The organism is Nonomuraea sp. NBC_00507 (assembly GCF_036013525.1).
Lineage (GTDB): Bacteria > Actinomycetota > Actinomycetes > Streptosporangiales > Streptosporangiaceae > Nonomuraea.
Map to the genome: position 1 here is coordinate 10911433 of NZ_CP107853.1, position 23505 is coordinate 10934937.

Annotated in this window: 13 protein-coding genes; 5 read left to right on the forward strand and 8 right to left on the reverse strand. The window is 72.0% G+C overall.

The window, feature by feature from the left end; genetic code table 11:
- The first annotated feature begins 41 nt into the window (after positions 1-41).
- A complete protein-coding gene (locus OHA25_RS52090) occupies positions 42-938 on the forward strand; it encodes a M23 family metallopeptidase (protein ID WP_327584278.1) in 897 nt (298 codons plus the stop codon).
- Here the strand turns inward: OHA25_RS52090 and OHA25_RS52095 are convergent.
- Together OHA25_RS52095 and OHA25_RS52100 are read right to left on the reverse strand one after the other, a co-directional pair.
- Complete coding sequence (locus OHA25_RS52095) at positions 910-2073, reverse strand: NAD(P)/FAD-dependent oxidoreductase (RefSeq protein ID WP_327584279.1); 1164 nt, start codon at positions 2071-2073, stop codon at positions 910-912. The two genes, OHA25_RS52090 and OHA25_RS52095, sit on opposite strands and share 29 nt — an antisense overlap.
- Before the next feature lie 90 nt (positions 2074-2163).
- Positions 2164-3384, reverse strand: a complete 1221-nt coding sequence (locus OHA25_RS52100; RefSeq protein ID WP_327584280.1) for a deoxyguanosinetriphosphate triphosphohydrolase — start codon at positions 3382-3384, stop codon at positions 2164-2166.
- 82 nt (positions 3385-3466) lie between these two features.
- Here OHA25_RS52100 and OHA25_RS52105 point away from each other — a divergent pair, with 82 nt between their 5' ends.
- Complete coding sequence (locus tag OHA25_RS52105; protein WP_327584281.1) at positions 3467-4957, forward strand: M48 family metallopeptidase; 1491 nt, start codon at positions 3467-3469, stop codon at positions 4955-4957.
- Positions 4958-5029: 72 nt separating this feature from the next.
- The gene (locus tag OHA25_RS52110) at positions 5030-5479 is read left to right on the forward strand and encodes a DUF6194 family protein (RefSeq protein WP_327584282.1); all 450 of its coding nucleotides are present in this window, start codon (positions 5030-5032) and stop codon (positions 5477-5479) included.
- Positions 5480-5572: 93 nt separating this feature from the next.
- Here OHA25_RS52110 and OHA25_RS52115 read toward each other — a convergent pair whose 3' ends face one another.
- On the reverse strand, positions 5573-6004 hold the full coding sequence (locus tag OHA25_RS52115; RefSeq protein ID WP_327584283.1) for a DUF1003 domain-containing protein: 432 nt from the start codon (positions 6002-6004) through the stop codon (positions 5573-5575).
- A 46-nt stretch (positions 6005-6050) separates the two neighbouring features.
- Entirely contained in the window at positions 6051-7391 is a 1341-nt protein-coding gene (locus OHA25_RS52120) for a sensor histidine kinase (RefSeq protein ID WP_327584284.1), read from the reverse strand.
- 114 nt (positions 7392-7505) lie between these two features.
- Between OHA25_RS52120 and OHA25_RS52125 the strand changes: the two genes are divergently transcribed.
- A complete protein-coding gene (locus tag OHA25_RS52125; RefSeq protein ID WP_327584285.1) occupies positions 7506-8345 on the forward strand; it encodes a S1C family serine protease in 840 nt (279 codons plus the stop codon).
- Positions 8346-8365: 20 nt separating this feature from the next.
- Entirely contained in the window at positions 8366-9040 is a 675-nt protein-coding gene (locus tag OHA25_RS52130; protein WP_327584286.1) for a response regulator transcription factor, read from the forward strand.
- A gap of 38 nt (positions 9041-9078) precedes the next feature.
- Here the strand turns inward: OHA25_RS52130 and OHA25_RS52135 are convergent, their stop codons facing one another.
- The 4 genes from OHA25_RS52135 to ppdK all read right to left on the reverse strand — a co-directional run bounded on the left by OHA25_RS52135 (position 9079) and on the right by ppdK (position 23445).
- On the reverse strand, positions 9079-10125 hold the full coding sequence (locus OHA25_RS52135) for a class I SAM-dependent methyltransferase (RefSeq protein WP_327584287.1): 1047 nt from the start codon (positions 10123-10125) through the stop codon (positions 9079-9081).
- 116 nt (positions 10126-10241) lie between these two features.
- Positions 10242-15566, reverse strand: a complete 5325-nt coding sequence (locus OHA25_RS52140) for a non-ribosomal peptide synthetase/MFS transporter (RefSeq protein ID WP_327584288.1) — start codon at positions 15564-15566, stop codon at positions 10242-10244.
- Entirely contained in the window at positions 15563-20392 is a 4830-nt protein-coding gene (locus OHA25_RS52145) for a non-ribosomal peptide synthetase (RefSeq protein ID WP_327584289.1), read from the reverse strand. Before OHA25_RS52145 ends, OHA25_RS52140 begins: the two co-directional genes overlap by 4 nt.
- Before the next feature lie 416 nt (positions 20393-20808).
- Positions 20809-23445 carry a pyruvate, phosphate dikinase gene (ppdK, locus tag OHA25_RS52150; protein ID WP_327584290.1) on the reverse strand — a complete coding sequence of 879 codons (2637 nt, stop codon included), beginning with the start codon at positions 23443-23445 and terminating at the stop codon, positions 20809-20811.
- Between the last annotated feature and the right edge of the window lie 60 nt (positions 23446-23505).

The following is a 23505-nucleotide window of genomic DNA, read 5'->3' on the forward strand; positions in this document are numbered from 1 at the left end:
CTGCGCGGGTCCCCGGTCGGCTACAAAGGTAAAGGTTGTCGGTGGAAACGGTGACGCGGGTGGAGATCATGCGATCGGGGCATCTCGGACGATGGGCGGCCATGGCAGGCGCGCTGCTGCTGACCGGCGCCTGCACCCAGGCCACCGGCCTGGCGGGCGTGAGCGCCCAGTCGCCCTCCACCGCCCCGGCGACGGGCACTCCTGCGGTCACGGCCACGATCCCGACGCCCAGCCCGTCGGCCGAGCACCAGGCCGCCGAACAGCCGCCGGAGGGCGAGGACCCGGTCAAGGTGCCGCCGCCGAAGTTGTCGAAATACACCTACACGTTCCCGGTCAAGGGCTGCAAGACGACCTACCAGCGCAAGCTGCTCGTGCTGCCCAAGACGACCATCTGGGCCGGCGAGGGATGCGCGTTCGTGGCGCCGATCGGCGGCGTGGTGGACGAGGTGAACACGCAGAACAAGTGGCGGCCGTCCACGGACGTGGGCGCCGACCGCGAGGGCAGGTTCGTCACGATCATCGGTGACGACGGCGTCCGCTACCTGGGCGGCCACCTGGACACGGTGGCCGACGGCGTCAAGCCGGGCGTGCGGGTGAAGGCCGGACAGCTGCTCGGGCGGGTGGGCCGGTCGGGCAACGCCCGTGACACCGGCCCCAACCTCTATTTCGCGATCTCGTGGAAGACCGGTCCGTCCTTGTGGTGGGTACGCAGGGGCATGGTCGAGCCGTGGGACTATCTGGACGCCTGGCAGTCGGGCAACCGCACGCTCTCGCCCCGCGAGGAGACGCTGGCGCTGCGCGGCAGGCTGGGGGAGACCCCGCGCTGCACCGTGCAGTGCTCATCGAAGAAGGTCGCGAACGACGGCCGGCCGGAGCCGCAGACCGGCGACGAAGAAGGCCCGGCCGCGGTCACGATTGCCCCGTCGCCAACTCCTTAGGGTTGACGATGGCGCGTGATCTGATCAGCTCCTGGATCTCTTCGACGACGTCCCAGACGTTGACGTTCATTCCGGCGATCACCCGGCTGTCGCGCAGCCAGTAGGCGACGAACTCCAGGCTCTCGACGTCCCCGCGGTAGACGATCTCGTCGTAGCCCTCGATGTCGCCGGAGAACTCCATGCCGAGCTCGTACTGGTCGGTGTAGAAGTACGGGATCGCGTCGTAGGCGACCTCTTGGCCGAGCATGGAGCGGGCGGCCGCGGGGCCGCCGTGCAGGGCGTTGGCCCAGTGCTCGACGCGCAGGCGGCGGCCGTACAGGGGGTGGAAGGGCTCGGCCACGTCGCCGGCCGCGAACACGTCCGGGTGCGAGGTCCGCAGGGCCGCGTCGGTGAGGACGCCCTGTTCGACCTCGAGCCCGGCGTCGCGGGCGAGCCCGACCTCGGGCACGGCGCCGATGCCGACCACGACGAGGTCGGCGGTGAGCCGCTCGCCGGAGCTGAGCCGCACGCCGGTGTCGGTGATCTCCGCGGCGGCGGTGCCGAAGCGCAGGTCGACGCCTTTACGCGCGTGCATGCGGGCGAACACGTCGCCCAGTTCGGGGCCGAGTGCCCGGTTCAGCGCGGTGGGCTCGGGCTCGACGACGGTGACGGCACGGCCGGCGGCACGGGCGGCCGCCGCGGTCTCCAGGCCGATCCAGGAGGCGCCGACGATGAGCACGCTCTCGGCCTGCTCGAAGCGTTCTTTCAGCGTCTCGCTGTCGTCGACCGTGCGCAGGTAGTGGCCGGGCCCCGGCAGGCGCCTGGGCGTGGCGCCGGTGGCGATGAGCAGCTTGTCGTACGGCTGGCGCGACCCATTGCCGAGCCTGACCACATGGTGATCGAGCTCGATGCGGGTGACCGGAATGCCGAGCCGCAGGTCCACGCCGTTGTCCGGGTACCACTCGGGGGCGTGCACGAAGATCTTCTCTCGTTCGCTCTTGCCCTGGAGGTAGTCCTTGGACAGGGGCGGTCTCTCATAGGGCCGTTCGGTTTCCGCACCGATCAGCACGATCTCGCCGTCGAAGCCCTCCTCGCGCAGTGTCTGCGCGGCTTTGGCCCCGGCCAGCCCGGCTCCGACGATCACATATGTGGCCATGGGCGCAGTATCCGCCCGCCGCGCAGATCCGGAAAGCGGGTTCTGTCAGGTGACCAGCCTCATTGGCAAACCTTGGTCAGCACGAGGGGGTCAGCGCGAGAGCCGGCGGTGCCAGGCGACGGCCGAGGTGTCGGTCAGTGAGGCGATCTGGTCGATGACCACGCGGACGCGGGCAGCGTCGTCGCGAGCCTCGGCGTACGCGGGGCGGAAGGCGGGCTCCAGCGTGCCCGGCGCGCCGAGGGTGATCAGGGACGCCAGCTCGGTGATGAGCTCGCGCTGCCTGGCCTGGTTGGCGTGGTGGTCCTCGGTGGTCATCACGTAGTGGGCGGTGACGCCTTTGAGCAGCGCGCACTCCAGCCGGGTGGCGTGCGGGACGACGAGGTCGGCGCGGTGGCGGGAGCCGTACACCCCTCTGGTGGCGGCCTGGGCGGAGCGGCAGAAGCGGCCGATGAGGCCACTGGTGAGGGCCTTGAGCCCGGCCAGGTCGGCGAGGGTGGCCTCGAAGCGCCGCGGCCAGAGTTTGTCGGCGATCAGCTTGGCGAAGACCTCCTCGAGCTCGTTGAGGTCGGCGCCGGGGGCGTACCAGGTGCGGGTGATCTCGCAGACGTGCCGGCGCTCGGTGGGCGACTGGAGCGCTTCGGGGGTGACGTGGCCGGAGTGCAGGGCGTCCTCGAGGTCGTGGACGGAGTAGGCGACGTCGTCGGCCCAGTCCATGATCTGCGCCTCGAAGCTCACCCGTCCCTCCGGGGCGCCCTTCCTGATCCACCGGAACACGGGCAGGTCGTCGTCATAAACACCGAATTTGGCCGACTTTTCGCATGTCCAGGGGTATTTGATGGAAGCGTCGAGCGCCGCCCGCGTCAGGTTGAGCCCGGCGCTGCGGCCGTCCTCGGTGAGGACCTTGGCCTCCAGCCTGGTGAGCAGGCGCAGGCTCTGGGCATTGCCCTCGAACCCGCCGCACGCGGCGGCCAGGCCGTTGAGCGCGACCTCGCCATTGTGGCCGAACGGCGGATGGCCGAGGTCGTGCGCCAGGCAGGCGGTTTCCACCAGGTCGGGGTCGACGCCGAGGGTGGCCCCCATCTCCCTGCCGACCTGGGCGCACTCGAGGGAGTGCGTGAGCCGGGTGCGCGGGATGTGCTGGCCGCCGCCGAGCGTCTCGCCAGGGCCCACGACCTGCGTCTTCGCGGCCAGCCTGCGGAGTGCGGCGCTGTGCAGGACGCGGGCGCGGTCGCGTTCGAACGCGGCTCGTTCAGGATTGCCGGGAGGTTCCGGAACCCAACGCTCCTGGTCATGCTGGTCGTAGTACGACATCTGTATCAGTAATTTTATCCAGTTTCCCGACTCCGCTAAGGTCGAGCATCGCGAGAAACCATTTCCTTGGGAGCCCTCCCCCATGACCACAGCGTTTCGAGCGGTGCTGGCCTTCGCCCTGCTCGCCGGCTTCTACGTCCTTGTCGGCCTCATCCTGGCCGCCGCCATCTTCTTCGACGTCATGCTGCTCGTCGACTTCCACGCGAACACCGTCAAGATCGCGATCGTGCTCACCCTGGCGGCGGGCGCGCTCGTCCGTGCCCTCTTCATGGTGAGCCGCCGCCAGGGTGGCGAGCAGCCGGGCGTGCCGGTGGGGCGCGAGCACGAGCCCGTGTTATGGCAGACGGTCGAGGACCTGGCCCAGCGGGTACGCACCGCGCCGCCGGACGAGATCCGGCTGGTCCCCGAGGTCAACGCGGCCGTGTCGGAGGACACGCGCTGGCTCGGGCTGCGGGCGACGAGGCGGCGGATGTTCGTCGGCCTGCCCCTGCTGCAGACGCTGACGGTGGATGAGATGCGGGCGGTGCTCGGGCACGAGCTCGGCCACTACAGCGGCGCCCACACCCGCCTGGGCGCGCCGGTCTACCGGGGCCGGGTCTCGCTCATCGCCACGGTCCAGGGGCTGGGCAACCACCCGTTCATCCAGCGGCTGTTCTCCTGGTACGCCAAGCTCTACCTACGCGCATCGCAGGCCGTCTCACGCAAGCAGGAGCTGGAGGCCGACCAGTTCGCGGTCGCGATCGGCGGCCGGCAGGCCATGGCGGGCGCCCTGCGCAAGATCCACGCCACCGCGCTGGGCTGGGACCTGTACGTCAACCACTACCTGTCGCTGACGGGCTCGGGCGGGGCCCGTCCCGCCTCGGTGTTCGGCGGTTTCCACGCGATGATGAGCGATCCCGCCCGCCAGGCCGAGATCACCAAGCTGGGCGAGGAGCCGGAGGAGGTCTCGCCGTACGACTCCCACCCGAGCCTCGTCGAGCGGCTGGCCGCCATCGAGCACCTACAGGAGCCGCAGCACGTGCCCGACCCGCGCTCCGCCCTGACCCTGCTGCGTGATGCGAACGTGGCGGTGCAGGCGGTCGAGCGGTCCATGTGGACGCCGGAGGCGCTGACCGGACTGCGGCCGGTGCCGTGGGACGAGCTGGTGGCGCACGGCATGTACGCGGGCCGCAACGCCGAGGCCCTGCACGACCTGGCGGTGGCCGGTCAGCGGGTGATGGGGGCGGCGCGACCGTACCTGGACGCGGCCTTCGAGGCGATCGCGCGCGGACGGCAGGCCGAGCTGGAGGAGCGGCTGCGCGAGCTGGGCTGGAACCCGTCGGACACCCTGCTCGCCGGAGTGCTGGGCCAGGCGCTCGAGGCGGTGCTGATCCAGCTCGGCGAGGCCAAGTGGACGTTGTCGTGGTCGGGGCCCGCGCGGCTGCTGTTCGACGACGGGGAGGAGGTGGCGCTGTCGGAGTACGCGGCCCAGGTGGCGGCCAACCCGGCGGCGGTGGCGGGGCTGCGCCGGTGGCTCGGTGATCACGGCATGCGCCACGACTACGTGCCCGTCCCGGAGCTTGCCGCGCATTGAGGGTTGGCGGCCGATTTCCTTGACTTTTGCGCGCAAAGTCTCACAGGGTCGTTCAATGACAGACTTCAAGGCATGACCGAGAAGGACATCATCGATTTCGTCACCGGCCTGCCCGGCGTCGTCGTCTTCACCGCGGGTCCCGGCACCGAGGCCCCGGAAGTGGCGTGGGGAGACACGTTCGTCTACTACGCCCCGGACGGCAAGGTGCCCGAGCGGCAGCAGCCGTTCGCCACGATCGTCACCAAGGACTACCCCGGCTTCGACACCGCCTCCGACCTCAACAGGCCGGAGGTGTTCCGGCTCAACGTGGCCGCCGGGCGGGCCGCGTTCGAGCGCCTCCTCGGCTACCCTCCGGCCGCGCACGCCGAACGTCACGCCGGCTTCGACTACACGGTCACGGACCGGGTCCTGCCACACCCTGTGTACGCCGTCCAGGGGTGGATCTCCATCCTCAACCCCGGCGAGCAGGCGCGTTCCCTGCTGGCCGACGCCCACACCCGAGCCGCCGCCCGCCACCGCTGAGTTCACGACCTCGACGCGGCGGCTCATTGCCACGTGCGCGGTGAGGGGCGGCAGGCAGCGCGGCGGCCGCGTGACGCTGCGGCGCAGCGCGGCTTAGAGCCGTGTCCTCATCAACGCCTCGACACGGGCCAGCTGAGCGGCCAGGTCGGCGACCTCGGAACGCAGCGAGGCGATGGCCACGGCCGTGCTCTTGTTGGTCTGGTAGTCGTGCATCGCGAGCTCGGAGGCCACCTGGTCGCTGCGCCTGCCTGCGATGAGCAGGACGGACGCCTGCAGTCCCGCCAGGCACGACAGCACCAGATTGAGCAGGATGTACGGATACGGGTCGAAGCCGTGCCGCCCGTTGCCGCTGATCCAGACGGCGAGCACGACGAGGAAAGTGATGACGAACGGCCACGACCCCATGACGAGCCGCGTCCGGTCGGCCGCCCGTTCGCCGAGGGTGAGCCGGCTGCCGGTGCGGACCCCCGGATGACGCTCCCAGCGGCTTCGCCAGGACCGGCCGAAGTGGTGATCGGTCTGCATGGCTCGATCGTGCCGGGCCGCGCATGAGAACCGGATGAAAGGGCGCCTAGGTCAGCGGCAGGCGGGCGGTGACCACGGCGCCGCCGAGGGGCGCGCCGTTGCGGGCCGAGACGAAACCGCCGTGCGCGATGACCACCTCCCGCACGATCGACAGGCCCAGTCCCGCGCCGGGCGCCGCGCCACTGCGGGCGTCGTCGCCTCTGGTGAAACGGGCGAACGCCGCGTCGAGCAGGCCGTCGGGAAAGCCGGGCCCATCGTCGGCGACCTCCACCGTGGCCGACTCGCGCTCGCCCGTGACCCGGATCCGCACGGTGCCCGCCCCGGCGGCCGCACTGTTGCGGGCCAGGTTGGCCAGGACCTGCCGGAGCCGCTCGGGGTCGGCGTTCACCACGACGGGCTCGCCGGAGGCCTCGATGCGCAGGCCGAGCGCGGGCCCGAGACGACGCGCCTCGGCGGCGGCCAGGTCGAGCAGATCCACGGCCTCGGTGCGGACGACGAGCGCGCCCGTCCGGGCCCGCGCCAGCAGCAGCAGGTCGTCGGCCAGCCGCGACAGCCGCTCCGCCTCGCCGAGCGCGGCCCGCAGCGACTGCTCGACCTCGCGGTCGTCGCCGATGGCGTCGAGTGCCAACTCCAGCTCGCCCCGCAGCACCGCGAGAGGTGTGCGCAGCTCGTGGCTGGCGTCGTCCACGAACGCCCGCTCGCGCTCGGCCGCGACGCCGAGCCGGGCCAGCATGTCGTTGAGGGTGCGGGCGAGCCGGGCGATCTCGTCGTCCCCCGGCACGGCGGGCAGGCTGCTGCCGCTCTCCAGCGACGAGATGATGGCGGCCTCGCGGGTCAGGGCGTCGACGGGCCGCAGCGCCGCACGCACGACCGCCCAGGCGCCGATGGCCAGCGCGCCGACCAGCAGGGGCGCGGCGATGAAGAGCACCAGCGCCAACCGATCGCGGGCGGTGTGGACGGGCTCGGCCGACACCGCGACCGCCAGCACGCCGGAGCCGAGGCGCTCGGTCAGCACCCGGACGGAGACCGGCTCGCCGTCCTCCCCGAGCGGCAGCGACCGGGTGGCCAGCGTCCCGTCCACGGCCTGGCGGACCTGTTCAGGGGTGAGCAGCCGCCGCTCCCGCAGCGCGGCGGAGCCGGCCAGCACGCCGCCGTCAGGGCCATACAGCTGGGCCATCGGGTCGTCGGTCAGCGCGACAGCGTCGCCGACCTCGAGCGCCACGGCCAGGTCGCCGGCGCGGGCGGTCAGCCCGGCGTCGATGGCGGCCCAGAGCTGGCGGTCGAGTGCGGTGTACAGCAGGGCGAGGCAGACGGCGAGCACGCAGGCGGCCCCCGCCGCGGTGACGAGGGTCACCCGGGCCCGCATCGAGGCTGGTAGCAGCCGCACGTGCACAGCCTGGCACAATCCGCCCGATCGGGCCGAGACGGCTCTCATCTGCCTCTCATCGACGGGCTCACATCCTGAAGTCACGAAGACCGGATCTCACCCGAGGAGCCTGTCATGAGCGTCCCCACCTTCGAGCCGCGCCAGTCGCACGTCCACCCCGAGCCCGCCCCCCACGTCCGCTCTCACCGGTCGCGGCGGGCGGGCGGCCGGGTGCTGGCCGCTTCCCTTGCCATCGTCGCCGCGGTGGCGGCCGCCGGCGCCGGAGGCTATCTGGGCGGCCGCGACGTCGCCAGGGCGAACACGCCTGCCGCCGCCGCGCCCGCGGTGTCCGGGGCCGCGGTGAACGCACCCGCCATCCTGGCCACGATCGAGCCGTCGATCGTCACGGTACGCACCCGCTCCGCCGGGGTGAACGCGCTCATGGAGCCGGTCGCCGAGCAGGGCACCGGCACCGGGTTCGTGCTCGCCGCAGGCGGCCTCATCGCGACGAACAACCACGTCGTCGAGGGCGCTCAGGCCATCACGGTCACGCTGCGGGACGGGCGGACGTTGACGGCGAAGGTGCTGCGCAGCGACCCGGCGGCCGACCTGGCCGTGCTGCGGGTGAACGCCACCGGCCTGCCGGTCGCGCCGCTCGGGGACTCCTCGACGCTGAAGGTCGGCGACCCGGTCATCGCGATCGGCAACGCTCTGGCCCTGCCGGGCGGGCCGACGGTGACCGAGGGCATCGTGTCCGCGCTGGACCGTACCGTCCAGACCGACGCGGGAGCGCGCCTGCAGCACGTGATCCAGACCGACGCGGCCATCAACCCCGGCAACAGCGGCGGCCCGCTCGTGGACGCCTCCGGCCGCATCGTCGGCATCAACACGGCCGCCGCCGGCGACGCACAGAACATCGGCTTCGCCATCGCCATCAACGGCGCCCGCCGCACGATCGACGACCTGCTCGCCTGACGGACGTTTAGGGTGGAATCATGAGGGTGCTGGTCGTGGAGGACGATCCCGGCATGTCTCGCATGCTGATCCGCGGGCTGCGCCGCGAAGGCTACGCCGTCGACGCCGCGGGCAACGGCGAGGACGCGCTGTGGAGCGTCACGGAGAACGACTACGACGCCGTCGTGCTCGACGCGATGATCCCCGCTCCCGACGGGTTCGAGGTGTGCCGGCGGATGCGCGCGGCGGGCCGCTGGGCCCCGGTGCTCATGCTCACCGCGCGCAACGCCGTGACCGACCGCGTCCGCGGCCTGGACTCGGGCGCCGACGACTACCTCACCAAACCGTTCGCGTTGTCGGAGCTGTACGCCCGGCTGCGGGCGCTGACCCGCCGCGACCCGCACGAGCGGCCGGCCGTGCTCGAGGTCGGGGATCTCACCCTCGACCCGGTCAGCCACGTGGTGCGGCGCGGCGAGTCGGCGATCATGCTGTCGCCGAAGGAGTTCGCGCTGCTGCACGAGTTCATGCGGCGGCCCGGCGAGGTGCTCAGCCGCACCCATCTGATCGAGCACGTCTGGGACTTCGCCTACGACGGCGGCTCGAACGTGGTGGACGTCTACGTCCGCTACCTGCGTGACAAGGTGGACCGGCCGTTCGGCCGCGACAACATCCAGACCGTGCGCGGCGCCGGTTACCGCCTCGACCCGGCGATCTGAGCTCCTCCTGACGCGGCCGGCGCCCGCTCGCGGCCGCCCTACGGCCGGATCTCGTAGACCATGTTGAACGCGGTCTGCGTGGCCCGCCGGAACCGGGTGAAGCCCGCCTCCGCGATCAGTTCGCGCATCGCCGCCTCGCCGGCCTGCGCGCCCAGCGCGTAGCCGCCCGGCTGAGACAGAGCGTTGGGCACGCAGAGGAACGTGGAGCCGCTGTAGTACAGCCGTCCCACCGGATTGAAGTTCTCCTCCACCTTGTCGGAGGCGTTCGGCTCCACCAGCAGCCACGTGCCGTCCGGAGCCAGCGCCTCCCGCACCCGGCGCGCGGCCGCGAGCGGGTCGCCCATGTCGTGCAGGCAGTCGAACATGGTCACCAGGTCGTAGCCCGACCCGGTGAAGGTCTGCGCCGTGGCCACCTCGAAGCTCACCCGGTCGCTGAGCCCGGCCTCCGCGGCCTTCTTGCGTGCCAGCGCGATCGAATCGGCGTGGTAGTCGGAGCCGGCGACCGTGACCCGCGGGTACGCCTCTGCCAGCAGCAGCGACGACGAGCCGAGGCCACAGCCGAGGTCGGCCACGCGGCCCCCGGCGGTGAGCTTCTCGTCGACCCCGTCCAACGCCGGGATCCAGTGCGGGATCAGCTCGGCCGCATAGCCGGGCCGGAAGAACGCGTCACATCCGACGAAGACGTCCTCGTGGTGCTCGTGCCAGCCGAAGCCTTCACCGGTGCGGAACGCCTCGGTGATCCGCGGTTCGGCACGCAACATGCCCAGCGCGATCAGGAACGCGGCCGGCAGGTTGGGGCCGTTCGGGTCGGCCAGGCAGTACGCCTGCTCCTCGGTCAGCGAGAAGCGGCCGGTCTCGGGCTCGTAGCTGATATACCCGCCGGCGGCCTGGCCGCGCAGCCACTCGGTGAGGTAACGCTGGTGGCAACCGGTGCGCTCGGCGAACTCCTCGGGCGTCGCGGGCCCCTCCGCGAGCGCCCGATAGAGACCGAGCCGCTGGCCGATCACGACGGAGCCGGCGGCTTCCGTCGCCGCCAGGTCGGCCACGAACCGGCCCAGAAACTCGTTCACCTTCTCCTGGTCCATAGCCGGTCTCCTTTCCCGAGGGACCGGCTCCTACCGGTGTCGCTCAGCAAAGACTCGGCCGTGGCCTTTCACGGCGCTCACCCGGAGGACGGCCTCGCTGTCGCGGTGGTGCGGCATCAGGTGTGTACGCGGGCCAGCTCCCTGTCCGCCTCCTCCTGGACGCTGTCGAGGTCGTCGGCGATCTCGGCGCCCGCCACCGCGTCCGGCAGATCGTCCTCCATCCGCCGCAACGGCCGGTACCACAGGCCCAAGGCGCCCCACACCACCAAGAGCGCGCCCGTCACGGCGAGCAGCAGTCCGACGCCCCGGCCGGGGCCGACGCCGACGAGGTCTCCGACGACCGTGCTCGCCAGCGCCCCACCGGGCTCCAGCGACGGGCCGAACAGGTCGGACAGCAGTGGCGCGGTGAGGAAGGCCAGCGGCGTCATGGACACCGCCAGCATCTGGTTGGTGGCCAGCACCCGGCCCTGCAGTTCCAGCCCCACCTTGAGCTGGATGAGCGACAACCAGTGCGTGTTCAGGATGCTGAGGAACAACCACGACAGGAGGCCGCCGAAGGCCGCCAGGGCGACCGACGGGCGCAGGCCGATCAGCAGGATCCCGAAGCCGAAGCCGCTGACGAAGCCGACCATCCCGATCGCCCGCCGCTCCGTGCCGCCCCAGAACACCATGACCAGCGTCCCGAGCACCGCGCCCAGCCCCTGGGCCGCGGTCACCGTGCCGACGGCCGCGACGTCGCCGAACGACAGCACGGTGGGCACGGTGACCGCGAGCGCGAGCATGCCGAGGTAGTTCTCCACCACGAAGAACCCAATCATGATCATCAGCGGCCGCCGCCGGATGAGGAATCGCCAGCCGCCGGCCATGGCTTGCGTGAACGTCTCCTCCAACCGGCGGAACAGCCGATCGGGGAAGCGCACCAGCAGCAGCGTCGACAGGCCGATGACGAAGGTGGCGATGTTCACCGCCGCCACCCCGTGCACCCCGATCATGGTGATCAGCGCCGCCCCGGCCAGCGGGGCCATGAGCATGCCGAGACCGGTCCCGAGGTTCGCGACCGCGTTGGCCTGCATGAGGTACGGCTTGGGCACGAGCTGGGCCACCGCCGCCAGGTACGCGGGCCGGTGGAAGGCCGTCACCAGCGACAACACACCGGAGATGGCGCCGACCTGCCAGACCTCGAGCCGCCCGGCGACCAGCAGGGCCACCAGCGCGGCCGTCGCCACGGCCGACACCGCGTCGCAGGCCAGCATCACCAGCCGGCGGTCCACCCGGTCCGCCACCGCCCCGCCGAGCGGGGAGGCCAGCAACGACGGCAGCGTGGCCAGCATCGAGACCAGCGCGTAGTCCGACACCCGGCCGCTCTCCTGGTAGGCCCACACGCCTAGGGCGAACGAGGTCAGCGCGCTGCCCAGCAGCGACGCGGTCTGACCGACCGCCACGGTGTAGAAGCGGCGCAGGTCACTGCGGGCGCGCTCGCCGACCACCTCCACGTCGGCCACCGGCTCGGGCAGCCGGCCCGCCGCCCAGTCGGCGAGGTGGCCGTCGATCAGCTCGGCCAGGCGCGGCGCCTGGTGCTTGAGGAAGTAGTGGCCCGCGCGCGGGATCGTGGCCAGCTCCACGCGCTCGGCGAAGGCGCCCCACTCGTGGTAACGCTCCTGGTAGAGCTCGGTGGAGCGGTCGCGTTCGCCGATCACGCACAGCACGGGGGCGGTGAGCTTGCGCGCGCCCGCGGCGGCCAGCTCGCCGCTGAACCACGCCTGCGCCTCCTCCACGTCGTGCCGCAGGCCACGCAGCATGATCGTGGTGTCGCCGGCTTCCTCGTCGAGGGCGCCGAGCGTACGCAGGAAGTCGCGTTGCGACCGGTCGGAGGACCACCTGTTGGCCGGGAACCTCCGGTTCCACCAGGCGGAGATCCGGCCGGGCAGCCGGGCGTCCGGGAAGCTGCCGCCGACGAACAACCCGGCGACGGGCACGCCCGACTCCTCCAGGCGCAGCGCCAGCTCGGTGGCGGCGGCCGAGCCCACGCAGTGGCCGTACAGGGCGACCGGCCCGGTGCTCAGCGTGGACAGCTCGGCCGCGACTCGGTCGGCCAGCTCCGGCAGCGTGAGCATCGGCTCGTCGGGCCGGGCCGGGTCGTGGCCGGGCAGTTCGACGGCCAGGACGGCGGTGCCGGGATGGCGGGCCGCCAGCTCGGTGGCGAGCGGCCCGTAGGCGGCGGCCGAGCCGCCACCGTACGGCACGCACAGCACGGTACGGCTCGCCGTCGCGGGACCGGCGAGCCGGTGCAGCAGCCCTGGCTCGGCGCCGTTGCCGGAGTCGAGATGGGCGGCCAGCTCGCGGATCGTCGGCCGGGTGAACAGGTCGATCACGCGCAGCGCCGGATCGATCTCCCTGACCGCGCGTACCGCCATGAACGAGTCGCCGCCGAGGGCGAAGAAGTCGTCGTCGACGCCCAGGTCATCGGCGCCGAGCACGCTCGCCCAGACCGCGGCGATCCGCACCTCGGCAGGCGTGCTCGGCGGGACCCGGTCGGCCGCGGCGGCCGCCTCCGGCATGGGCAGCGCCGCCCGGTCGACCTTGCCGAGAGGCGTGAGCGGCAGGGTCTCCAGGACGACGATGGCCGGCGGCACCATGTACTCGGGCAGCCGCTCCCGCAGCCCGGCGCGAACCGCCGCGAGGTCGACGGTGGCGGGCGCGATCCACGCGGCGAGACGGCGGTTGTGCGCCTCGCCGATCGGCAGCACCGCCGCCTCCAGCACACCCGGCTGGTCGTGCAGCGCGCTCTTGACCTCGCCCAGCTCCACCCGGAACCCGCGGATCTTCACCTGGTCGTCGACCCGTCCCAGGAACTCGACCATGCCGTCGGCGTTGAGCCGCACCCGGTCGCCGGTCCGGTAGCAGCGGGTGGTGCCGGTGACCGGGTCGGGCACGAAACGCTCGGCGGTCAGGTCGTCGCGGCCGAGATAGCCGCGCGCCAGACTGGGGCCGCCGATCCACAGGTCGCCCGGCACGCCGGCGGGCAGCGGGCGGCCGGCCGGGTCGACGACGTAGCAGTCCACGTTCGCCAGCGGCCGGCCCAGCGGGACGTTCGCGGAACCTGTGGGGGTCTCCGGTGCGACGCAGCTCAGCACGGACACCGTGGTCTCCGTGGGGCCGCAGTGGATCTGCAGCTCCAGGCCGGGACGGGCGGCCCTGACGCGTTCGGCCAGCTCCCATGAGGTCGCCTCGCCCGCGAGGATGAGCAGCTCGGCCGGCACCATGCGGGCCAGCTCGCCATGCGCCGCCAGCAGCTCCAGATGGCTGGGCACCATCTTGATCACGTCGATCGGATGGGCGGCGAGGTAGGCGGTGTAGGCGTCGGGGTCGGTGGCGGTCTCCTGGTCCACCAGGTGCACGGTGGCGCCGCTCAGGAGCGCGCCGAACAGGCAGGTCATCACCAGGTCCGAGGCCATCGTGGAGACCACGCCCCAGGAGGCGTACGGACCGCCGGAGCTCGCGTCGAGGCGCTCGGCCACCGCACGCAGGTAGTGCAGGACGGCCCGGTGCTCCACCGCCGCGCCCTTCGGCCGCCCGGTCGAGCCGGAGGTGAACAGCACGTGGGCCAGGTGGTCCGGCGCGACGGGCACGCCCGGCGCGGTCTCCGGCAGGTCCTCGGCCGGCACGTCCTCCAGGACCAGCGCGCCGGGCAGCCGTCCGGCCAGCGCCCGCTCGGCCAGCACCAGGCGCGCTCCGCAGGACACCATGTACGCCAGCCGCTCGTCCGGGTAGGCCGGTTCGAGCGGCATGTACGCGGCTCCCGCCTTGAGCACGCCCAGGATCGCGGGAACCAGAGGCCCGTGCCGTTCGGCGAGGATGCCCACCACGTCGTCGGCTTCCACACCGGCCGCCACCAGCCGGTGCGCGATCCGGTTGGCCTGCCGCTCGACCTCCGCGTACGTCATCGTGCCGTTGGGGTCGGCGACGGCGACGGCGTCGGGGGTGCGGGCCGCCCAGTCCTCGAACCAGGCGTGCAGCGGCCTGGACAGGTCGAAGTCCCGGCGCGGCCCGGCGATCAGCGGGCCGGTGACAGGCTCCAGGGGCACCGCACCCACCGGGGCGTCGAGGTCGGCGAGCATGCCGTCCAGCAGCGTCACGTACCAGCCGGCCATCCGCCGCGCCGTGCCCGCGTCGAACAGGTCGGCGCGGTAGGCCAGCGAGCCCTCGTAACCGTCGCCGGCGTTGGACAGCGCCAGGTTGAGGTCGTACTTGACCCTCCGCAGCGGCGGCTCGAACACCTCCGCTTCCACCCCCGGGAAGCACGGCGGCTCCGGCCGGGTGTCCAGGACGTTCAGCACCGCCTGGAAGATCGGCGTGGTGGCCAGGTTGCGCTCCGGGTGCAGCACCTCCACCACCCGCTCGAACTGCGTCTCCCGGTGCGCGAACGCCTCCAGCGCGAGGTCGCGGGCCCGGGCGAGCAGCTCGCGGCCGGTCGGGTCACCCGTCCGGTCGCCCCGCATGACCAGCGTGTTGACGAAGCAGCCCAGCATCTTCTCGGTGTCGGGATGCAGGCGGCCCGCCTCCAGGACGCCCACCGGCACGTCGTCGGTGCCCGAGACCCGGCCGAGCAGCTCCTGCCAGGCGGCCAGCAGCACCATGAACGGCGTGCCCCCGATTCCGGCGGCCGCCGCCCGCACCCGGGCCGCCAGGTCGGGACCGAGGCTGACGGGCACCTCGCCGCCGGCCCAGTCGGCGACGGCCGGGCGCGGGCGGTCGGCCGGCAGGTCGAGCACCGGTTCGAGGCCGGCGAGCCGCTCGGTCCACCAGGTCACATCGCCCGCCGGCTGTCCGGCGAGCCACTGCGCGTAGTCGCCGTACTGCACGCGCGGCTCGGGCGGGCGCTCGCCCAGGCCGAGCCCGGCGGTGTAGAGCGCCGCCAGCTCGGCGATCGCCACATCCCTGGACCAGGCGTCGAAGGCGATGTGGTGCACGGTCAGCAGCAGCACGTGCTCGTCGTCGTCCAGCCGGAAGAGCACGGCCCTGGCCGGCGGCTCGGCGTCCAGCGCGAACGGCCGGTACGCCTCCCGTTCCAGCCGCTCCGGGTCGTCCAGGTCCGCCACCGTGATCGGCACCCGGTCGGCGCCGACCACTACGGTGCGGTCCTGGTCGACGAGCGTGCGCAGCACCTCGTGCCGCTCGGCCAGCTCCCGTACGGCGGCCAGCAGCGCGGCCGTGTCCAGCGGCCCGCGCAACCGGACGGCCGTCGGCACGTTGTACGCGCCCCGGTCGCCCGGCTCTGCGAGTTGGTCCAGGAACCACAGCCGCGCCTGCGCGGGCGACGGCGGCGCGGGCGTGCCCTTGTCCCTGGCAGGGATGCCCGGCACGGTACGGGCCGCGGCCCGGCGAGCGGCGGCCAGCCGCACCGCCAGCCGGTCCTGCAGGCTCTCCTGCGTCTCCGTCATCGCCCGGCCTCCAGCTCCGCCACCAGCAGCTCCTCCACCGCCGAGGCGAACGCCGCCAGCACCGGCCGCTCGAACAACAACCGCACCGGCACCTCCATGGCCAGCGCTTCCTTGAGGCGGGCGGCGACCAGCATGGCCGCCAGCGAATGGCCGCCCAGCGCGAAGAAGTCGTCGTCCACGCCGACCGCATCCAAGGCGAGCACCGCCTGCCAGACGTCGGCGACGAGCAGCTCGGCGTCGCTGCCCGGCGGGACCAGGGTGCGGGTGGCGGCCCGGTCCGGTTTGGGCAGCGCGCCCCTGTCGACCTTGCCCGAGGAGGTGGTGGGCAGCGTGTCGAGCGTCATCCACTGGCGCGGGATCATGTAGTCGGGCAACCGCTCCCGCAGCGCGGCCTCCACCCCGCCGACGTCGTCCATCCCGCCGATCAGATAGCCGACGAGGTGCTCGTCGTGTACGGCGACCACCGCGTCCGGCACCCTCTCCCGCAACGCCGCCTCGATCTCGCCCAGCTCGATCCGGTGACCGCGAATCTTCACCTGCTGGTCGCGGCGGCCGAGGAAGTCGAGCGTGCCGTCGGAGCGCCAGCGGGCCAGGTCACCGGTGCGGTAGCGGCGCTCACCCGGAGCCGGCGGGTCGTCGGCGAACGCGGCCGAAGGCAGGCCTCTGTAGCCCCGGGCCACGCCCACGCCGCCGATCCACAGCTCGCCCGGGACGCCCGGCGGGACGAGGCGGCCCGCCTGGTCCAGCACGTAAGCCCGCTCACCGGGCAGCGGCCCGCCGATGGACACGCTGTCACCGACGGGGACGCCGATCCTCGTCATGGTGGAGTAGATGGTCGTCTCGGTCGGCCCGTAAGAGTTCCACAGTTCACCGACCCTGAGCAGCATCTCGCCGGCCAGGGCCGGATCGAGGACCTCGCCGATGCTGACCACGCGTACCCGGTCGCTGCCCGCCCAGCCGGCGGCGACCAGCATGCGCAGCGTGGTCGGGGTGGCGGTGAGCAGCGTGACGCCGGAGTCGTCGATGCGCCGTGCCACCGCGTGGCCGTCGACGGCCGAGGCACGGTCGAGCAGTTCGAGCCGGAGCCCGTTGCACAGGCTGACCCACAGGTCGAAGCCGAAGACGTCGAAGGAGAACGGGGTGAGGCCGAGCATGACGTCGTCGTCGCGGACGCCGGGCATGACCCGCATCGCCGCCACGAACGCGGCCAGGTTGGCGTGGGTGACCTCGACGCCCTTGGGGCGGCCGGTCGAGCCGGAGGTGTAGAGCACGTAGGCCAGACCGTCCGGTGTGGTGGCGGGCGTCGCGTCCCCCGTGGGCAGGCCGGCGAGGTCGGTGAGGTCCAGTACCGTCGCGCCGGTGGATGCGGCCAGCTCGCGCGCCACCTGGACGGTGTCGTCCGCGGCGAGCACGACCGTGGCGCCGGAGTCGGCGAGCTGGTGCCGCAGCCGCTCGGCCGGGTGGTCCGGTTCGAGCGGCACGTAGGCCGCACCGGCCCTGGCCACGCCGACGAGCGCGGCGGGCAGCCGCCTGTCACGCGGCAGGCACACGGCCACGACCTGGTCTCCCTCGGGGGCGGCCGGGCCGGTTCGGAGGGCGGCGGCGATGCGTGCCGAGGCCGACGCCAGCTCGGCGTAGGTCAGCTCCCCCGCCCCGTCCGCCACGGCCACCCGCTCCGGGTGCCGTCCCGCCTGCTCCAGCACCTCATGGACGACGGTCGCCGAGCCGGGCTCGGGGAGCGGCGCCCCGCTGCCCCAGGCCAGCAGCGTGGCCCGCTCCTCGGCGGTGACCAGCTCGAACGCCGACAGAGGCAGGTCAGGACCGGTCACCGCGGCTTCGAGCAGCCGCATCAGCCGATCGGCGAAGCCCCCGGCCTCCTCCCGGGTGAAGAGGTCGACGTCGTACTCGACCTGAATCTCGACACCCTCCACCGTCGTGTTCACGAACACCGTGCACGGCGCCTGCGCCCCGCCGCCGCTCAGCTCGCCGAGCAGCTCCACAGTGAGCCCGTCGCGCTCCAGCCGCACCGGCACGGCAGGCGGCTGGTACGACAGCACGACAGGGGTGAGCATCGTGCCCCGTGGACGCTCGATCCCGGAGACGGCCAGCCGTTCCCCAGGCGCGAGGCCGATGTGATCGAGCGACCGGGTCGTGGCGGCCGCCGACTGGACGATGGCCCGCCGTACGGACAGGTCGCCGTCGAGGCGGAGCCGTACCGGGAGCACGTCGACGAGCGGGCCGACGAGACCCTCCAGCTCGGGGTGGGCGCGGTCGGCGACGGCCGCGCCGAGCAGCACGTCGGGCCGGTCGGTCTGGGCCGCCACCAGCAGCCCGAGCACGGTGAAGTAGACCGCGAACGGGGTCGTGCCCGTCGCCGCGGCCAGCTCGGCCGCCCGGGCCGCCGTCCCCGCCGGCACCTTGTGCACCAGCCGGGCGCCGCGGAAGCGGCTGGGCCCGCTCGGCGTGCGCGTCGACAGATCGTACGGCGGCGCGGCCCCGGCCAGTTCCTCGGCCCAGAACGCCCGCAGTCGTTCCATCCTGTCCGGGTCGCCCGCGAGCTCCTGCTCCAGCAGGGCCACGTCGCCGACCTGGACGGGCTGCTCGGCGACGGTTCCGGTGAGCGCCGCCATGAGCGTGGCGTTGGACCAGCCGTCGTAGGCGGTGTGGTCGGTGACGACGATCAGCTCGGCCGTCCGCTCGTCGTGCCAGAGCAGGGCGGCGCGCAGCAGCGGGACGTCGGCGGACAGGTCGAAGCCGTGGACCGCGAGCCGCTCGGCCAGGCCGGGCGTGTAGGCGTGCTCCTCCAGCGGGACCGGCGCCGGCGGCCGCAGTTCGGCGACCGGTTCGCCGTCCCCGCCGATCAGGGTGACGGTGCGCAGCACCTCGTGTTCGCGAACGAGCGCATCCAGGGCGGCCTGGACGGGTTCAGCCGAGTCGAGGCCGGTGAGGCGCAGGCGGAAGGCGAGGGTGGTGGCGTTGCGCGTGTGGCTGACCTCGCGTAACAGCCACATGCCGTGCTGGGCTGAGGTGAGCGGATACCGGTCCCTGCCGGGGTGACGGGTCAGCCGGGGAGCGGGGGATCCCGAGGCCTCCGCCTTGGCGGCCTCCACGAGCGGGGCCAGCTCGGCGATCGTCGGCCTGCCGAGGAACGTGGTGAGTGCCATCCGCGCGCCCAGTTCCCGTTCGATGACCGCGCAGATCCGGGCGGCGGCCAGCGACTCGCCGCCGAGGTCGATGAAATGGTGGTGGACGCCGACCTGCTCGACGCCGAGCACCGCGCCGACGATCTCGGCGAGCCGCCGCTCGGTGTCGTTGCGCGGCGCGACGTAGGCGCCCAGCTCAGGGGCGAATTCCAGCGCCGGCAGCGCGGCCCGGTCGATCTTCCCCGTGGGGCCGAGCGGGATGCGCTCCATGAGGGCGATGCGGGACGGCACCATGTAGTCGGGCAGCCGCTCGCGCATCCACTGCCGCAGCTCCGCCTCGCCGACCCCCGCTTCGGCCGGTTCCACGTAGGCGACCAGGCGGCGTACCTCCCGGGCGTCGTTCTGGGTCAGCACGACCGCGTGGTTCACGCCGGGATGCCGGGTCAGGGTGCCCTGCACCTCCCCCAGCTCGACCCGGAACCCGGCCACCTTGACCTGGTCGTCATTGCGGCCCGCGTAGGAGCAGATCCCGTTCTCGCGGCGGACGAGGTCGCCGGTGCGGTAGTGGCGCACGCCCTCGTCGTCGGTCACGAACCGTTCCGCGGTCAGCGCCGGCCGGTTCAGATACCCGCGGCCGACCAGCGGCCCCGCCACCCACAGCTCGCCGATCTCACCGTCGGCCAGCGGCCGCCCGCCGGCGTCGCGCACGCTGAGCACGGAACCGGCGTAGGCCGAGCCGATCGGCGGTTCGCCCTCCTCGTCGCGGAGCACCTCGTGGGAGGTGCAGGTGACCGTGCATTCCGTCGGTCCGTATACGTTTACAACGCGGCGTACGCCGGGGTTGGCGTAGATGCGATCCGCCAGCGCCCGGGTGAGCGGCTCGCCGCCGGCGATCACCGTACGGACACCGGCCGGGAGCGGCTCGCCGAGCAGCGCCACCAGCGCGGAGGGCGCGCCGTACACGGTGGTCACCTCATCGCGGGCCGGCAGGGCGGACAGGGCCAGCAGGTTGTCCGCGACGATCACGGTCCCGCCGCAGAGCAGCGGCAGGAACATCTGCGTCACCGAGGGATCGAAGCACACCGACGTGGCGAAGAGCATGCCGGCCAGTTCGTCCGGGTACCGTGTGGCCTCGTAGCGCAGCAGCGCCATGGCGTTGCGGTGCTCGACGACCACGCCCTTGGGACGGCCGGTCGACCCGGACGTGTAGATCACGTACGCGGCATCCGCCGGGCCGCCGTCCACCTGCTCGATGGACTCGGCACCATCGCCGGCCACGGACTCGACGAACAGGGCTTCGGCGCCCGACGCTCGCAGCACCGCCTCCTGCCTCCGGGCCACGACCTCAGAGGTGATCAGCTGGGCCATGCCCGCGTCCTCGGCGATGAACTCCAGCCGATCGGCCGGATAGGCCGGATCGAGCGGCACATAGGCCGCCCCCGCCCGCCACACCCCCAGCAGCGCCGCGATCAGCGAGTCGTCCCTGTCCAGGCACACGCCCACCGAGTCGCCGGGTCCCGTGCCACGACGACGTAACTCGCCGGCGATCCGCCCGGCGCGGGTGTAGAGCTCCGCGTAAGTGACGCGGGTCCGGCCTGCCACCACGGCGATGCGATCAGGGGTACGTCGCACCTGCTCCGCTATGGCTTCGTGAACGCGATCGGTTTCCAGGATGCCAACCACGAAGGATCTCCCCGTTCAGCTCCGATTGATGGCGGCAAGGCTCGCATGATCGCGCGGATGACGGGACTTAGTCAGATACCGTTACCATAACAATGATCATGACTTTCGGTAGGCAGTCATGTCCTGTTGGTAATGCCGGTCACCGCGGGGTTCGGAGCTTCCGCCCGGCCGGATCTCGTCGACCAATCGGCTCGGAGCCGGCAGGATTATCATCGCGGGCAGGCCACGGCAACGTCTCCGCCTACGTCACGCATGCTCTCATGCGGCAATGGGAACACGACCGGCTGGGCGATCTCTTGATGGAGCGGCCTGCCCGAAGACCACGCCGAGATGCGAGCTATCGTCCGGCCCTACATGTCCCGACTGGGGGCGCTGTCTGGGCGAACCAGTAGCGCAGCGCCCCCGACGCGAAGACCTTAGCGGGTGTCGGAGTCGGTGTCGCTGAGGGCGGCGCGGCCCGCCTCCAGCCGGGCCACCGGGATCCGGAACGGGGAGCACGAGACGTAGTCCAGGCCCACCTCGTGGCAGAAGTGGACCGAGTCGGGGTCGCCCCCGTGCTCGCCGCAGATGCCCAGGTGCAGATCCGGCCTCGCGGCCCGGCCCTCCTCGACGGCGATCTTGATGAGGCGGCCCACGCCCTCCCTGTCCAGGGTCTCGAACGGGGAGACGCCGAAGATGCCCAGGTCCAGGTAACGGTGGAAGAACGACGACTCCACGTCGTCCCTGGAGAAGCCCCAGACCATCTGGGTCAGGTCGTTGGTGCCGAAAGAGAAGAACTCGGCGGCCTCGGCGATCTGGCCGGCCGTCAGGGCCGCGCGCGGCACCTCGATCATGGTGCCGATCAGGGCCTCGACGCCCACCTCCGCCAGGATCTTGGCCGCTTCCTCGCGTACCGACTCCAGCTCCTGTACGGCCGCCGCCAGCGGAATCATGATCTCCGGGCGCGCGCCGGGGACCTCCTTGGCGGCCTGGGCGATCGCCCGCACCTGCATCGCGAACAGGCCGGGGATCACCAGGCCGAGGCGCACGCCGCGCAGACCGAGCATCGGGTTCTGCTCGTGGAGGCGCCTGACCGCGGCCAGGAGCTTGCGGTCCTTGTCCGTGACGTCCTTCGATGTGGCGACCTTGACGGACAAGTCCACGATGTCGGGCAGGAACTCGTGCAGGGGCGGGTCGATCAGGCGAATGGTGACGGGATCGCCCCCCATAGCCTCAAATATCCCGATGAAGTCGGACTTCTGGAGAGGCTCCAGCGCGTCGAGCGCCGTCTGACGTTCCTCGTCCGTGGCCGCCAGGACCAGGTCCTCGACCAACTGCCGGCGCTCACCCAGGAACATGTGCTCGGTACGGCACAGGCCGATGCCCCGCGCGCCGAAGCGGCGGGCGCGGGCGGCGTCGTCCGGGGTGTCGGCGTTGGCCCGCACGCCCAGCCGGCGGGCCTCGTCAGCGCGCCGCATGATGCGATCCACGGCCTTGACGAGCTCGTCACCGGGCTCGGCGCCCTCGAAGTACTCCACCACGGCCGACGGGACCACCGGGACCTCGCCGAGGAACACCTCGCCGGTCGTGCCGTCGATGGAGATCACGTCGCCTTCCGACACGACCACCCCGTCCGGCGCCGTGAAGCTCCCCTCACGGGTGTTGACGTCGAGCTCCTTCGCGCCGCACACGCACGTCTTGCCCATGCCGCGGGCCACCACGGCGGCGTGGGAGGTCTTGCCGCCGCGGCTGGTCAGGATGCCCTTGGCGGCGATCATGCCGGACAGGTCGTCGGGGTTGGTCTCGCGGCGGACGAGGATGACGTCCTCACCCTGCCCGCTCAGCTCCACGGCCCGTTCAGAGGAGAAGACGGCCTTGCCGACGGCGGCGCCCGGGGAGGCGTTCATGCCCTTGGCGATCTTCTTCTTGTCGGCGCCCCTGTCGAAGCGGGGGAACATGAGCTGGGCCAGCTGGTCGCCGGTGACCCGGGTGACGGCGTCGTCGAGGGTGATCAGCCCCTGGTCGACGAGCTGGGTGGCGATGCAGAACGCGGCCGCGGCGGTCCGCTTACCGACCCGCGTCTGCAACATCCACAACTTGCCGCGCTCGATCGTGAACTCGATGTCACACAGGTCCTTGTAGTGCGTCTCAAGCGTCTCCATGATGCCGATCAACTCGTCGTAGGAGTGCTTGTCGATGCGCTCGAGGTCCTCCAGCGGGATCGTGTTGCGAATGCCCGCCACCACGTCCTCACCCTGGGCGTTCTGCAGGTAGTCGCCGTAGATGCCCTGCCGGCCGGACCCGGGGTCGCGGGTGAAGGCCACGCCGGTGCCGGAGTCGTCGCCGTAGTTGCCGAAGACCATGGCCATGATGTTGACGGCGGTGCCGAGGTCGGCGGGGATGCGCTCCTGGCGGCGGTAGAGGATGGCGCGCGGGGCGTTCCAGGAGTCGAAGACGGCCATGACGGCCAGGCGCATCTGCTCGCGCGGGTCGGTCGGGAAGTCCTTGCCGGTCTGCTCCCGCACGATCCCCTTGTACGTCTCCACCAGGCGCTGCAGCTCGTCCGCGTCCAGATCGGTGTCCTGACGCCTGCCCTTGAGCTCGTCGAGAGCGCGCTCGAACAGCTCGCCGTCGATGCCGAGCACCGTCTTGCCGAACATCTGGATGAGCCTGCGGTAGGAGTCCCAGGCGAACCGCTCGTTGCCGCCGGCCTGCTTGGCAAGGCCGTGCACGGACTCGTCGTTGAGGCCGATGTTGAGGACCGTGTCCATCATGCCCGGCATGGAGAACTTCGCCCCGGACCGCACGCTCACCAGGAGCGGATCGTCGGCCTGCCCGAGCTTCCTGCCCATCTTCTTCTCGAGTGCGTCCAGATGCCCGCCGACCTCCTGCTCCAGGCCGTCCGGCATGGCGCCGGCCGCCAGATAGTGGCGGCACGCCTCAGTGGTGATCGTGAATCCATGGGGAACGGGCAGCCCGAGATTGGTCATCTCAGCGAGGTTCGCGCCTTTACCGCCGAGAAGATCTTTGAGATTCCTGTTGCCCTCGGTGAAATCGTAAACATGCTTGGCCACCACAGCTCCAATCCAACGCCTCTGTCCCGGACTCTACCGGTGAAATTGATGATGAAACTG

Bases quoted from the DNA above. Each gene is read 5' to 3' on its own strand.
- OHA25_RS52125 (WP_327584285.1), top strand. From the start codon at position 7,506: ATGAGCGTCCCCACCTTCGAGCCGCGCCAGTCGCACGTCCACCCCGAG.
- OHA25_RS52140 (WP_327584288.1), bottom strand. From the start codon at position 15,566: ATGACGGAGACGCAGGAGAGCCTGCAGGACCGGCTGGCGGTGCGGCTG.
- OHA25_RS52115 (WP_327584283.1), bottom strand. From the start codon at position 6,004: ATGCAGACCGATCACCACTTCGGCCGGTCCTGGCGAAGCCGCTGGGAG.
- OHA25_RS52135 (WP_327584287.1), bottom strand. From the start codon at position 10,125: ATGGACCAGGAGAAGGTGAACGAGTTTCTGGGCCGGTTCGTGGCCGAC.
- OHA25_RS52130 (WP_327584286.1), top strand. From the start codon at position 8,366: ATGAGGGTGCTGGTCGTGGAGGACGATCCCGGCATGTCTCGCATGCTG.
- OHA25_RS52105 (WP_327584281.1), top strand. From the start codon at position 3,467: ATGACCACAGCGTTTCGAGCGGTGCTGGCCTTCGCCCTGCTCGCCGGC.
- OHA25_RS52100 (WP_327584280.1), bottom strand. From the start codon at position 3,384: ATGTCGTACTACGACCAGCATGACCAGGAGCGTTGGGTTCCGGAACCT.
- OHA25_RS52095 (WP_327584279.1), bottom strand. From the start codon at position 2,073: ATGGCCACATATGTGATCGTCGGAGCCGGGCTGGCCGGGGCCAAAGCC.
- OHA25_RS52110 (WP_327584282.1), top strand. From the start codon at position 5,030: ATGACCGAGAAGGACATCATCGATTTCGTCACCGGCCTGCCCGGCGTC.